Below are 14,209 nucleotides of genomic sequence, written 5' to 3'. Positions count from 1 at the left end.
ACAAGTAGAAAATCCGACGATTTGGTTAATGAATATTTTGCAAACAGAGGTAGAAAATAATGAAACTGACGGAAATTAGAGAACAAGGATATAAAGCCCTAATTGATGCTTTAGGGGTAGCAGGAACGCTGAGATTTTTACAGCAGTTAGAAGTGGGGTATGGTGACTATACCAAAGAACATCATCAATGGCTCGATCAACTCACAATAAATGACTTTCGTAACTATATTAAACAAAAAAAAGTTGATTGAAGAAGAATTCAGGCGCTTAAGTCTTGCTTGTAACTCATTTGCGTCTATAACAGATTTAACCTTCTGTATTCTCTCCTAGTCTTTTGCAAAAATCTAACCGAATTCCTATAGAGCGTATTAGCTAATATGTTCAGGTGGTATTGTACCAGAAGCGATGCCTGCGGCGGTAAACTACGCATCTAATTTCTCAGCATCAAGTATTATAATCGTCCCACTCCGGCTATAGGGAATTACTGACTTGATACTTTTAATTAACCGCACACATTCTTCGTAAGTAATGCCGCTACTCAGAGCCATGCGGTAATAAGATAATTTGACTTTTAAACATTCGCCTTGTGGACTTGAATCAGTTCCCGATTCGACAGCAAAATATTGAATTAACCTGGCAAGGCGAACAATAGCTCTTTCAGAAACTAATCCGTGAACTGTTTCATGCAATTGCTGAATTCGACTGTTTAAAATCATCAGTATTCGTAATGCGATTTCAGAATTTTGCCCAATAGCTTTTAATAAAGCATCTCGCTCTACAGTCAAAATCTCACAGTCAGATTTAGCAGTCACAGTTGCCGGGGAAATTCCATTTCCTAACAAAGCAGGAGCCGCAAAAATTCCCCAGCAGCTAAGGCGCGGAGAATCGTTTCTTTCCCCGTTGTTGCTGTTTTGGTAACTTGAATTGATCCACTGAAAACAGCATAGAGTTTTGCTGGTAAGACATCACCCTCATGCAGGATAATCTCTCTTTTGCTATAGCGTTGCACCTGAGTATAGGGTTGCAAACTTACTTTGTCTGCTGTTTCTAAACCTGCAAACACAATAATTTGCAAAAGTTGTTCCAGGGATGGCTGCATGATTAGCCCGATATTGCAAAGGCTGGACGATGATCAATCCAAGGGTTAGCCGCTTCTAATTGGGCTGCTAGGCTGATCAGGGTAGCTTCAGCCGCAGGTTTACCAATTAGCTGCACACTCATGGGCAAACCATTACTATCAAAACCTACAGGAATTGCGATCGCAGGTTGTCCAGTTGCATTAGCAGGCGGACAAGGGGCAACCCATTGAATAATATTTTGGAATGTCTCTTCTGGACTCAGCGAAGCCCATTCCCCAACCAGGATGGGTGAATGTAGATAAACTGGCAATACCAGCACATCCACGGTATCGAAAAACGCCACAATCTGCCGTGCCACTACCTGCATTTGGGCAACTGCTTTGAGGTACTCAGCAACAGAACCTGTGCGGGCAAATAGCCAGCGATTTAATGGTTGCAAGGCTTCAACAGGAAGTCCTGACGCAGCTACCCCAACTTGCCAAACGATTTGAAATGGTTCAACTAAACCGCTAAAATCCGGGGATTTGTGTTCAACTTGGTGGCCGAGTTGTTCTAATAACTCGACTGTTTGGCGGACACCTTGCTGACAGTTGGCGTCAGCTTCTCCTAAAGGAGAAATGCTAGTGTCAAAAGCAATTCGCAAAGCACCGAGTTTTGTCTGAGTGGCGGCGAGAAATGATGGTTCGGGATCGGGCAACCAGTAAGGATCGCCTGTGGTATAGCCAGATATAGCATCCAAAAAGGCGGCAGCATCAGCGACAGTCCGGGCGAGTGGCCCGTTGGCGGCAATTCCAGCGAGGCGTTCGCCTACGGGTGCTTTACTCACCCTGCCCCTGGATGGTTTGAGTCCCACCAAACCACAACAAGCCGCAGGCCCCCGAATTGAACCACCGCCATCAGAACCTTGAGCGATCGCACACAATCCCGCTGCTACCGCCGCCGCCGCGCCACCACTAGAACCGCCAGGGGTGTATTCTAAATTCCACGGATTTCTGGCTGGGGGAAAACCCGTAGGTTCGCTGTAAGGTAATGATCCTAATTCGGAAGTGGCTGTTTTACCGAGAATAGTAAACCCAGCTTGCTTAATCCGCGTCACAACCCCATCATCATAGTTAGGGATATTGTTCAGTAATGCCGGATTTCCAAAAGTACAGGTAACACCCGCTACAGCGTTGAGGTCTTTAATCGAAATCGGCACCCCAAAAAATGGCGGTAGTTCTGAGGTAGTTGTCAATAATTCTGTTTTGGCTTTGGCATCTGCGATCGCTAGTTCTGCCGTCACCGTAAAATAACTTCCTAATTGGGGATTCAACTGCCCAATCCGTTCTAAATATATTTCCACCAACTCTAGCGGTGATACCTCCCGGCGACGAATTAATTGCGCCAACTCTAGTGCTGGGGTAAATGCTAAATCAACTTCATTCATACGTTAGTGAATGGGTAATTTTGTCTTTCTCTGGGATTTTAAAACTGAAATTGTTACTTTAGCAGGATTTCCGGGAACTATACCTTTTATGGCTCCTGAGATTTGTGACTGCTCAGATCCAACAGGCGTGGTTACGTTCTTACTCAAGCCATTTTAATTGTTTCGCATAAACTTTCGACAAATCCCCAAGGGGTATTTATGGCTAACCTAGAAATACTTGTTAGTGAATTGCCAACACTGATTCAGAGTCTCAAACTGACTATTGGCGATTCTAATCAAATTATGGAACAAATTATCCTGATCAATAATGCTCAGGAACAACTACGGAATATTAACAAATTAATTGCTCAGGAATTGAGATTTGATCACGTCAAAAATTCTGCGATCGCTACACTTCCTCGAATAGATACAGTAGCTAGTTTATTTATACCTAGTATTGGATTAGTAGCTCCAGCGATCGCAGAAAAATTTGGCAACTCAGAAACTAAAATTTCATTAACTGATTTACAGTTAAAAATTGATTCTTGGATTGAATGGGGTTATTTTTTGCAGGCAATAGCCGCCGATATTCTCAGTGATCTTCAGTTGGTCAATCAACTAAATTCTGATATTAATCATCTCAGCCTAACCGCTCATTTTAAGGAAATTGCTGAATGCTTAAAGATTAAGTTAGACTTTGGCAACTTTAATATTTTAGAACGTCAAATTCAAAAAGTTAGCATTTATCAAAATGAGCTATTAGAGTTACAGCAAAAATTAAATTATATTTTTAATGCCATTAAAAATAGTCATAGCTTATTAAATATTTTATTAGGGGTGTCTGCTTTCTGTGGTAAATCTGGCTTCGCCTTAGAGTGGTTAGATGATGACCACGAATTAATTATATCGAGTAATGGCAAATTTCAAGAATTGACGGATATTCTGAATGATTGTGATTATTTCCAAGAACAAATTGCTGCTTTAATCATTCAGGGTGACACTTTAAGAGAACAGGCGGAAGAAGCCCTAAAAAAGATTGAAGAACAAAGTAGTAAAAAACCAATTATTAGCCAGGATGTAGAAATAGTACCAAAGTTTTCGACACCAAAAATAGTCCTTTCGGCTTTGCTCATAGTCTCAAGTATAGTAGTTTTAGGTTTTGGTGTTTGGAAAATTAAAGAGCAAAGTCCACAATTGCAGCAGATGAGTCTAAGTTTAACTCAAGAAGGAAGTGCGTTCGTCCCAGACGTCGGCGGAGCCATCGCAAAGTTCAAATCTGCTCAGAAACTTGGTATGGAGGCTGCTTATCTGGTTCAAAATCCACCGCATCCTCTAAAAACCTGGCAACAAGCAGAAACTAAATGGTATCAGGCAATAAACTTATTAGATAGTATTCCTAATGAAACATCAGTTTCTGACCGAGCAAAGAATAAATCAGCTTACTATCGGATTAACTATAAATCTATCAGTCAAAGAGTGTTAATTGAAAATCAAGCCTTAACAAACTTAGAATCAGCCCAAAAACTAGCAATAGAAGCTAATTTATTTGTCCAAAATTCGCCTCATTCACTACTAATTCGACAGCAATCAAAAGATAAATGGGAGCAAGCAATCAATTTATTAGAAGCGATTCCAGAGAAGACATTTGTCTCTATACAAGCTAAAGAGATGCTTCTTATTTATAAAACTAACTATGCAGCTATCAGTCAAATATAGCAGTCCTTGATTCAAATTAATTTGCAGAATGTGGGTTAAAAAAATAAAGAGGCAAATCGCCCTCTTTCGACGCTTCACCTCTCTTAACAACAGATAATTACAAGTAAAAATTACACCTTAGAACGGTCAGTCAAAATCTCATAACCAGTCTCTGTCACCAATACTGTATGCTCAAACTGAGCCGACAAAGAATTATCCACAGTGACTGCTGTCCAACGGTCAGATAATGTTCGGGTGTGTCTAGAACCCGCATTTAAAATTGGCTCAATTGCCAGCGTCATCCCCGCACGGAGTTTAACATTTGGCATCTCGCGGGTACGGTAGTTGAATACTGAAGGTTCTTCATGCAGGTTACGACCGACACCGTGTCCAGTGAATTCTTCGACTATGCTAAAGCCGTTAACTTTCACATGGTCTTCAATTGCTCCAGCTAGGTCAAGTAAGTATACACCAGCCTTTACTTGTTCAATGCCCTTATATAAAGCTTCTTCTGCGACGCGAATTAATTTAGCAGCTTCTTGCGTCACTTCACCGACAGCAATTGAAATGCAAGAATCACCATGAAAGCCTTGGTAATAAGCGCCCGTATCTACTTTTAATACATCCCCCACGCGGATGACTTTCTTGGGGCTAGGAATGCCATGTACTGCTTCATTATTAATGCTGGAGCAGATAGAACCTGGAAAACCGTGATATCCTTTAAAACTCGGTGTTGCACCCATTTCGCGGATACGTTTTTCTGCATGAGCATCCAAATCAGCCGTTGTCATTCCTGGCTTTACTAGCTCGGAAATTTCTTTTAGGACAGTTGCCACAATTTTCGCTGATTGCCGCATAATTTCAATTTCACGCGGCGATTTAATTTCAATTCCTCGGCGCTGTTTTTTTGATGTTGCAGGCTGAGTTGTTTGAGGAAGTAAGTTACTGAAAATGTTCATAGGAAATTAATAATTACTGGTGGCTCTGCCGCTGAAGTATCAGTGCTTTCTCTAGATTACTTGAGAAATAATATCTATAATTTCAGTTGTTTTAATCCCTGATAGGGATTCTTCCAGTTTAGCCGCTAATGTATACAGAATAACACATTCGCCTACTTCTAATGTGTTGGATTTGAATCAAAACCGCCATAACTTATTTTTCGCTGCCCACTATGGTACTTGGCTCAATTATCTTTAATTGAAACATTAGATCGATGCCAAATACTGAGTCAAATAATTTTTAATTCTTGATGGCAATTTCTCCAGTCATCCCTGCTTCCGTATGTCCTGGTATTGAACAACGCAATCCATAAGTACCAGATTTCAGGGGCACAAATACCCATTCTGCCTCAGCACCTGGCTTGAGTTCCAGTTCGTGAATGACTCCTTTTATTTCTACTTTGCCTGCTTGGACTTTTTGTGTCCAAATGCCATCGGCAAAATCTTTAGCAGTAAAATAGTGCTTTAGTTGGCTGGGATTGGTAAGCCGGAGTTGATAGCGTTTGCTAGCCTCGAATTCCAGATGATTTGGCTCAAACTTGAGTTCGTTAGCCGAATTACCCAAGCTAATTGTAATTTCTGTAGCTGGTTGCTTAAGCAAATCGCCAGACAAATTCGCCGCCATTGCTGGAGTCGCAGCGATGAAATTTAGGCTCAGGAGCAACGTTAATATCACGTAGTTCCGTCGTAATATTTGCAACCAAGCAGTAGTAGGGAAAGTCAGAGATGTAATTACAATTTGATATAAATAGTTGTAAATTTTCATCAGTAGTTCTCAAAAGGCAATGCTAGTGAGCAGGAATAATTAATAGGTAGTGGAAAAAACCACTTTACCCATTCTTTATATTATCCATGCCCACTGCCCCTTTCTACCTAATGCTTTTCTCTGCTAACACAGATGGCCCAGCAGTAACGACTACGATTTGATCTGGGTTGAGTAACTCACTAGCCGCTTGATTAACTTGGTCAAGGGTGACTTTCTGGATTTTCTCAGTGAAGGAGTGCAATTCTCCTTTATCTAGTCCGTACACCTCATTCATCAGAATTCTATCTGTTAATTCCTCTGGGTTTGCCAACGAAACGTTGTAGTTGCTGATGAGGGTGCGTTTAGCTGTTTCTACTTCCAGTGCAGTGACGCCTTGTTGATGGATTTGCTGTAGTATTTGGCGGGTACTAGCGATCGCTTTGGTGCTATCTTCTGGACTAGTTTGCATCTCAATCAAAAATGTGCCTGCATTCTTGCCGGCTTGGAAATAGCTGTAAATTCCATAGCTCAAACCTTGGCGATCGCGCACTTCTGCACCTAGTCTACTAGATAAGGTATCGCCTCCCAAAATCTGGTTCAATACTAAGGCTGCATGAAACCGAGGATCATAACGGTTAATACCTGTGTAACCCATATAAGTTACAGCTTGGGCTTTACCCGGTAAGACTGGGTTGACACTGACTATTTTCTCCAGCATTGGCACCGGAGGATATTTTAATGTTGGTACTTGGCCGCTAACTTCCCAGTTACCAAACTCATTTTTAATCAGCGATCGCACTTTGTCCAGATCAAAATCTCCCACCAGCGCTAGCACTGTTGTGTCTGGACGATAATGTTTAGCTTTGAAATCAATCAGATGCTGGCACTGAATCTGCTGTAAACTTGCCTCTGTGGGAAAAGTATGTAAGGGATGTTTTTTCGGGTAAATTGACTGAACAAATATTCTTCTGGCTACTTCTGATGGCTCATCTAATTCCAGTTGCAGATCACTTAAACTTTGTTGGCGATACAGTTCCAACTCTTTGACTGGAAAGGTACTATTTTTAACAACATCTGCCAATACTTTAAGGAGTATCGGCAAATCCTCTGCTAAACTATCACCTTCAATATGCACACCTTCGCCATATGCTTCAAAGTCTAAACTCGCGCCTCGTTCTGCCAAGACTTTGGCAATAGTTAAGACATCCTTGCTCTTAGTACCATTTAGCAAATTCTCTGCCACAAAAGCAGCCAGTCCAGCTTGATTATCTGGATCAAATTCTGTCCCGGCTTGAATGTGACCGCTCAAGGTAACGGTGGGAGTACTATTATCAGGTAACAGTAATATCCGCAGTCCGTTGGTAAATTTAAATTCCTGTGGTAATACTTGGGCAATCACATCTGTAGCCAAATCCACAGGCGGTAAATACTTCACCACCTCAGAAGGAAGCACAGGCACGCCCGGAGAGAAATTCTCTGTAGTTTGGGCTGAATCTGGTTTGTCACCAACCCCTGTTATCTGCTTTTGGGTTGGTTCAAAAAAGCCTACTGTCCGGGCTTCTTTTGTGAGGTATTTGTTAATCACAGCAACAACATCCGTCGGCTTCACCAGACGAACAGCTGCCAAATAACGGTCTGTGTAGCGATAATCACCAGCAGTTGTCTCATCATTGCCCAATCGCATTGCTTGAGAAGTAATATCACGGTTACTCAAAATTACATCTGCTGTTAATTGAGTTTTGGCTCGTTCAACTTCCTCAGATGTCACGCCTTTTTCTGCTACATTGGCGATCGCGCTACTCAATACTGAGTCAATTTTTTTCAAATCTTGTTTAGATCCCGCCGTCACCAACACCTCATACCAGCCAGATTCTCGCAAACTGGTAACGGATGCTGTAACTTCACTAGCTAAACCTGATTCCACCAACGCCTGATAAAGGCGAGAATTCCGTCCCTCTGTAAAGATGTAATCCATAATATCCAGCGCCGGCACATCTGGTTGATTCGCATCTGGTAGCGGATACACAACTTGTAACAGTCGCCCCGCCCCCGGTTCTCGCAATACTATGGGAGTACTGAGTGAGGTAAATGAGGTAAAAGTATTTTTACTCCTAACTCCTAACTCCTCACTCCTCACTTTTTTTGCTAGTTTGCCAAATACTTCTTTAATTGTTTCGAGGGTATTTGCAGTTTGAAAATCTCCTACAATCACTAAGACGGCATTATCGGGACTGTAAAAGTTGCGGTAATATTTTTGTACCTGCTCAACCTCAAATTTCTCAACATCAGCTTTGGTACCACCTACAGGCAACCCATAAGCATGATTAGGAAATACTGCCTGCATGACGGCACGGTTGAGGCGATATTCTGGACTATTTTCGTAACCCTGCAACTCGGAAATTACTACTCGCTTTTCACTCGCTAGTTGCTCTGGCTCAATCTGGGAATTTTGCATTCTGTCCGCTTCTAATACCAAGAGCGCTTTCAGCTTGTTTCGTTCCACAGTACCGTAATATGCAGTATGGTCATAGCTGGTGAAAGCATTGGAATCACTACCTAAAGCACTAAACAAACGGCCAAATTGAATCGGACGATTTAGAGTGCCTTTAAACATCATGTGTTCCAACTGGTGGGCAATGCCATTCACGCCCGGTTCTTCGTTGCGTGAGCCAACCATATACCACACCTGCACCGTCACCACTGGCGCAGTATGCACTTCCTTTGTCAGGACAGTTAGACCATTCTCCAGCACTGTCTTGCGGACATTTTCTGTCAGTGTTGAGGACATTATTCTTTTTGCTAGCAAGGTTGACTGGTATTTTTCTTTGTTAGATGTAGTTGCATGTTGGCTATCAGCAGGTTGATCGCTCAACAAAAAACCGCTACGCTACTAGCCATAAGTTTAAAATTACAGCTATTTACCTGAAAATAGCTGTAATAACGGCAAGGGATATTTATAAAATCTAGAAAATCCATATATGTATTGAGCAGATATATCTGTAAATTAAGTTACATAATTATTTTGGTTAATAACCACAGTTTAATCTGGTGTATAAATCTGTTACCTCGGCAAGAATACAGAAAAAAATATATTAGCAATAAAGGTAATAAAAAAGCTAAATTATGGGAGTTTTGCTAAAATCCGAATGAATTCCAGAGGTAAGCCATCGGTATCGGCAATGAAAGCCACTTCGTAAATGCGATCGCCTATTTGCTGTTGTGTCGGTTCTAAAAGTACCTTCAACGGTTGTAATTCTTCCGGTTGACCATCAGCAGCTAGAGATACACGTTCTTGTAAACTTGTCAACCAGCTAGGTAAATCTGGTGTAATCTCAGTTAAATCGAACGAGAGATGATAATACCCCACATAATGTTCGTCAGCAAACGCATCTGGGGCTGGTTTTGGTTCGGGAATTTGGATCAGTTCAATTCTGCCGCCCAATCCTTCCATCCAGCAAGCTAGCGTGTAGCCTGTAGTAAAGCGTTCCGAAATTGTAAACCCTAAATGTTCGTAGAAAGCGATCGCTCGATGAATATTCGCAGTCCGAATAGAAGCGTGGTGCATAACAAAAGTTAGGAGTTGTGAGTTATCAGTTAGGAGTTATAAATTGAATTTAACTCCTAACTCTGTCAATTTTAGATTTTGAATTTTGGATTGAAGGAAAATCTAAAATCTAAAATCTAAAATCCAAAATTGAATGACTCCTAACTCCTAACTTTACTCAAATAACCTGAAATAGGGGTAGCGTACAGGGACGCCAGGCTCTTTTTCCAAGTCAAAATTAATCACTTCCCAACACGGATCTTCTGAGGTATCGGGGCTAAACTCTACGGGTAAGCCGTACAAACGCGCAGGAGTAGCTTCTGGTTGTCCAGAACGCCAAGGTGTGCTGCGTTCTAAGTAGCCACTCATTAATTCCTGATAGCGTAGAGCAATGATCACTTTTGTTGCTCGATAGCCTTGGGTATACAGCTTGTCTAATGCTTCGTGAATTTCAAAGCGAATACCATCGGGATGAGTATGCTGTCTATACCATTCATTATTCCACCTCCGCCAATGACGCCCCGATTGCAAATGGATTAACTCTCCATTTTTAGGATTAGCTTCAAATGCGCCATGACGCGGACACAAATAGGTATCAGTTAGTGTCAGCGCCGGAATAGTCTGGCGACAATGGGGACACTGTATTTCAGGCCCAAACATCGGGTACTGCAAGCCTGGATTCATCATGAAGTGCGTACAAACATAATTTTGTCTTCACCAGCACTAGTGGGTTGGATTATACACTTCGGCTCCACAACTTTGGCTTACTTGCTCACTGCTGCACAGACACGGAGTTGCGGCAGGAACATTGTTCACTAGTGTTTTCCTCAACGTAGAGGCTTGACGCTGTGATATCCTGGTTGTGCAACCAGCCTCAAAGGTTGGAGTTTCTCCAGTGTTCCTGGGTACCATATTCATATTCTATCGTGTCTACCGCTTCTTACTGGACATCTGTCGATTTTTCTCAAGCTGCCTTCATCGCAGCCAATGCTGTTGTTATGGGTTCGGTAAATATAGCAGCAGGAGTGAGCATTTGGTATGGAGCAGTGGTTAGAGGAGATGTTGAACGCATTGAAATTGGCGAATGCACAAATATTCAGGATGGTGCAATTCTACATGGTGATCCTGGTTTTCCAACAATCTTAGAAGATCATGTTACCGTCGGGCATCGCGCTGTGGTGCATTCCGCCTACATTGAGCGTGGAAGTTTGATTGGCATTGGCGCAGTGATTTTAGACGGGGTACGAGTGGGTGCTGGTAGCATTATCGGTGCTGGTGCAGTCGTAACTAAAAATATACCGCCTTTGTCACTAGTTGTAGGCATTCCTGGCAAAGTGTTACGGCAAGTAACAGAGGCTGAAGCCGCAGAACTCATTGAACACGCTAAACGTTACCAAAAGTTAGCTTTAGTTCATGCTGGTAAAGGTACTGATATCGGCTTTAATAAGTCTTAGGGACTGGAGACCGGGGACTGGGGACTAGGAGGATAAGCAATGCCCAATGCCCAATACAACTCTTGGAGAGGCTGCGCCAACGGCTTCTCTACGAGACGCACTCGCGTTCGCTCAGTACAAGTGCCCAATGCCCCATGCCCAATCCCCAATCCCCAATAATTTAAACATTCTTTACATATAGGTTGGGAAAAGTTACCCACTTCAGCTAAAAATAAAAATGAGAGCAGTTGACAAAACTTTAATTTCTACTTAAAAGAGGGGTTCTAGATATGGATATCGATTTCCGTATAGCGATCGTTTTAGCACCAGTCGCCATTGCTGCTGGCTGGGCAGTGTTTAATATTGGCGCTGCCGCTTTAAGACAAATTCAAGGCTTTTTGGATCGGGAAGCTTAAATTCGGCTCAATATGATTACTCTTCAACCGGCTGTTTGTCTTTACAGAGGCAGTCGGTTTTATTCATCTCGATTAATGGGGCATTGGACAATAGTCCTTCTTCCCCCACTCCCCACTCCCCACTCCCCACTCCCCACTCCCCACTCCCCACTCCCTCTTCCTTGGATATCGATTCTGTAATACAACCCCTGCAACGCTTTGGTGTCCATTTGGGACTCGATCGCATTGTCAATCTGCTGGCAAATCTCGGTAATCCTCATCACCAAGTCCCGGTAATTCACGTTGCTGGCACTAATGGTAAAGGTTCGGTCTGTGCCTATCTTTCCTCAGTACTTATTGAGGCTGGTTATCGTACAGGACGCTACACTTCCCCCCATTTAGTTGATTGGACGGAACGTATTTGTCTGAATGAACAGCCAATTTCCTCTGAGGAATTGAGCCAATTATTAGAAAAAGTCCAAGCTGCGATTCGTCCTGAGGACGAATCGGCAACTCAGTTTGAAGTAATTACGGCCGCTGCTTGGTTATATTTTGCCCAGCAGAAAGTCGATGTGGCTGTGGTAGAAGTCGGACTAGGAGGACGCTTAGATGCTACCAATGTTTGCTTGGAACCCTTGGTTACGATCATCACTTCCATCAGCCGGGAACACTGGCAACAACTTGGCCCTACCGTCGCTGACATTGCTAGAGAAAAAGCGGGTATTCTCAAACCTGGATGTGCCGTTGTAGTTGGGCCATTGCCACCAGATGCTGAGGAAGTTGTGCGATCGCGTGCTTTAGAATTACAATGTCCGATTTTTACGCCTCAACCCGCCCATCAACTAGCCTCAGGATGGGCAGAATATCAAACTATTCAAAATTCTAAATTAATTAAATACCAATTGCCGTTAGCGGGACAGATTCAATTAACTAATTCAGCTTTGGCTTTAGCTGCTTTAGAAATTCTCCAAAAACAGGGTTGGCAGATTTCTGAAGAAGCCATAATTAACGGCATGGCAAAAACTAAATGGCCAGGGCGGATGCAATGGACTACCTGGAAAGACCATAAATTATTACTTGATGGCGCTCATAATACAGCCGCCGCCCAAGTTCTTCGCCAGTATGTCGATAGCTTAGATACAGTTAACCACAAGCCCATCAATTGGGTTATGGGAATGTTTTCCGATAAGGATCATGCTGATATTTTTGCCGCCTTGCTGCGACCAGGCGATCGCCTTTTTTTAGTACCAATACCAGTAGAACCTTGGCCTGGTAGAACTTCCGCTGACCTAGACTACTTATCAAACCTAGCTTACACTCTCTGTCCCGAATTAAGCGATCGCCAAATACATCCAGATTTATTCACAGCATTAGAAGCCGCAACCTCAACCACAGACGATTTAATCGTTTTGTGTGGTTCTCTTTATTTAGTAGGCGATTTTTTATCAACCGCAGAGGCTCAGAGGATATAAAGAAGTTAGGAGTTTTTTAATCATAACTCCTAACTCCTAACTCCTAACTCCTAACTCCTAACTCCTAACTCCTAACTCCTAACTCCTAACTCCTAACTCCTAACTCCTAACTCTACCTTTGATCCCACTCTTGCGCCGCATCTGCTACAGCTTTATCTACAGTCTTCTCCCCTAACATTGCTGCTTGTAAGTTCTCGTAAACTGCCTTTTGCAGTTTGTTGAAATCCTTCAATGTGGGGGTTAATATTTCTGCTTTTTCCAGTTCTTTAGCACTCATAGCTCGCGCTTTTTCTATTATTGAAGCATTAGCTGGAACATCTTTAAAGTAACTATCAGATAATGCTTTGACTGTAGAAGGTAAGACATTTGCAGCTTTAGCAAAGGCTAACTGATTTTCGTCATTGGTGACAAATAAAGCAAATTTCACAGCGCCATCTGGTTGTTTGGTGTCGCGGGGAATAACTATGTTCATCACCGCGACATTTTTCTTGCCTGTGTCACCAGTGAGTTGAGGGGCTATTCCCGAAGCTTGAGAAATTTTTGGGGCATTATTAGCGATCGTTTTAAGAAACTCGGGCCCAGAAGCTAGAAACGCAGTCTCTCCAGATTGGTATAAATCGATCGCGTGGCGATGCCCTTGGGTCAAAGCTTCTTTAGGAAGCAACCCTTTTTTATACAAGTCCACCCAATACTGAAACGCTGCCTTCCCTTGTGCTGAATTAAACGCCGCTTTCCCCTCAGCATCTACTAGGGTGACTCCCATTTGCACGAAAGATTCCAGCACTTCACCGGAATCTTGCGGTACGAAAGTCACAAAAAAGGCATATTTGCCAGTCTTATCTTTAATTTGTTGGGCTGCTTGTGCCAATTCTGCGTAGGTTGCGGGTGGTTTATTGATACCTGCCTGTTTTAATAAATCAGTGTTATAAATGGTTAGCCGTGTGGTGAGATACCAGGGAATCCCAAAACTCTTGCCATTGAGCGTGGAAGATTTCCAGATATTCGGTAGATAGGAGGAACGTATATCGTTTGGGACTTTTGCATCTAAATCTAACCAGGCATTTCGTCCGGCAAGTTGGGAAGCAAAACCCGGATTGAGGTTAACTACATCAGGTGGCGTTTTTGCTGAGACAGCTGTTAAAATTTTGTTCTCCATCGCCGCCCAAGGTACATCGACCCAGTTAATCTTTATACCTGGATTTTGCGATTCAAAACTCGCAATTAGGCTTTTGAAGTAGTCGGTAAATTGAGGTTGGAGTTGCATTGTCCAAAACTCAACAGTTGCCGCTCCTGAAGTAGCTTGTTTTGTACCTGTACCAACATTACCTGTGCTGCAACTTACAATCCAACTGGTTAATAAGCCAAGCAGTGCCAAAGCAATAAGTTGTTTAAATTTTCGTAATTGAATCATTTTCCCAGTATTTTTACGCTTGCTCAGTGTGA

Annotated in this window: 12 protein-coding genes and 1 pseudogene; 5 read left to right on the top strand and 8 right to left on the bottom strand. The window is 42.6% G+C overall.

What is annotated here, in order from left to right; translation table 11 throughout:
- Window positions 1-59 precede the first annotated feature (59 nt).
- Window positions 60-251, top strand: coding sequence for a hypothetical protein (locus tag V7K30_RS05220; protein WP_334997769.1), 192 nt, complete (start codon window positions 60-62; stop codon window positions 249-251).
- 171 nt (window positions 252-422) lie between these two features.
- Here V7K30_RS05220 and V7K30_RS05215 read toward each other — a convergent pair.
- Both V7K30_RS05215 and V7K30_RS05210 read right to left on the bottom strand, forming a co-directional pair.
- Window positions 423-1,099: pseudogene (locus tag V7K30_RS05215) on the bottom strand (Crp/Fnr family transcriptional regulator).
- Window positions 1,100-1,101: 2 nt separating this feature from the next.
- Entirely contained in the window at window positions 1,102-2,505 is a 1,404-nt protein-coding gene (locus V7K30_RS05210; protein WP_334997767.1) for an amidase, read from the bottom strand.
- A 198-nt stretch (window positions 2,506-2,703) separates the two neighbouring features.
- On the opposite strand from V7K30_RS05210, the gene V7K30_RS05205 reads away from it, so the two are divergent.
- A complete protein-coding gene (locus V7K30_RS05205) occupies window positions 2,704-4,200 on the top strand; it encodes a hypothetical protein (RefSeq protein WP_334997765.1) in 1,497 nt (498 codons plus the stop codon).
- A 110-nt stretch (window positions 4,201-4,310) separates the two neighbouring features.
- Here the strand turns inward: V7K30_RS05205 and map are convergent, their stop codons facing one another.
- From map to V7K30_RS05180, 5 genes are all read right to left on the bottom strand, one after another.
- Window positions 4,311-5,138, bottom strand: a complete 828-nt coding sequence (gene map / locus V7K30_RS05200; protein WP_334997763.1) for a type I methionyl aminopeptidase — start codon at window positions 5,136-5,138, stop codon at window positions 4,311-4,313.
- 280 nt (window positions 5,139-5,418) lie between these two features.
- Entirely contained in the window at window positions 5,419-5,943 is a 525-nt protein-coding gene (locus V7K30_RS05195) for a plastocyanin/azurin family copper-binding protein (protein WP_334997761.1), read from the bottom strand.
- Between the two features lie 103 nt (window positions 5,944-6,046).
- Window positions 6,047-8,710 carry a M16 family metallopeptidase gene (locus V7K30_RS05190; RefSeq protein ID WP_334997759.1) on the bottom strand — a complete coding sequence of 888 codons (2,664 nt, stop codon included), beginning with the start codon at window positions 8,708-8,710 and terminating at the stop codon, window positions 6,047-6,049.
- A gap of 333 nt (window positions 8,711-9,043) precedes the next feature.
- Window positions 9,044-9,487: a VOC family protein gene (locus tag V7K30_RS05185; RefSeq protein ID WP_334997757.1), complete on the bottom strand. Its 444-nt coding sequence runs from the start codon at window positions 9,485-9,487 to the stop codon at window positions 9,044-9,046.
- Window positions 9,488-9,640: 153 nt separating this feature from the next.
- Window positions 9,641-10,150, bottom strand: a complete 510-nt coding sequence (locus tag V7K30_RS05180) for a TIGR02652 family protein (protein WP_442941047.1) — start codon at window positions 10,148-10,150, stop codon at window positions 9,641-9,643.
- A gap of 242 nt (window positions 10,151-10,392) precedes the next feature.
- Between V7K30_RS05180 and V7K30_RS05175 the strand changes: the two genes are divergently transcribed.
- The 3 genes from V7K30_RS05175 (at window position 10,393) to V7K30_RS05165 (ending at window position 12,766) form a co-directional block, all read left to right on the top strand.
- Window positions 10,393-10,920, top strand: coding sequence for a gamma carbonic anhydrase family protein (locus tag V7K30_RS05175; RefSeq protein WP_334997753.1), 528 nt, complete (start codon window positions 10,393-10,395; stop codon window positions 10,918-10,920).
- A gap of 269 nt (window positions 10,921-11,189) precedes the next feature.
- A complete protein-coding gene (locus V7K30_RS05170; RefSeq protein ID WP_229547922.1) occupies window positions 11,190-11,315 on the top strand; it encodes a photosystem II protein Y in 126 nt (41 codons plus the stop codon).
- Window positions 11,316-11,476: 161 nt separating this feature from the next.
- Window positions 11,477-12,766, top strand: coding sequence for a bifunctional folylpolyglutamate synthase/dihydrofolate synthase (locus tag V7K30_RS05165; RefSeq protein WP_334997751.1), 1,290 nt, complete (start codon window positions 11,477-11,479; stop codon window positions 12,764-12,766).
- Window positions 12,767-12,878: 112 nt separating this feature from the next.
- On the opposite strand, the gene V7K30_RS05160 is transcribed toward V7K30_RS05165, so the two are convergent.
- On the bottom strand, window positions 12,879-14,177 hold the full coding sequence (locus tag V7K30_RS05160) for an ABC transporter substrate-binding protein (protein ID WP_334997749.1): 1,299 nt from the start codon (window positions 14,175-14,177) through the stop codon (window positions 12,879-12,881).
- Between the last annotated feature and the right edge of the window lie 32 nt (window positions 14,178-14,209).

The sequence above is a fragment of the Nostoc sp. genome (assembly GCF_036917655.1).
Classification (GTDB): Bacteria; Cyanobacteriota; Cyanobacteriia; order Cyanobacteriales; family Nostocaceae; genus Nostoc.
This window is presented reverse-complemented; position numbering and strand designations above follow the sequence as displayed.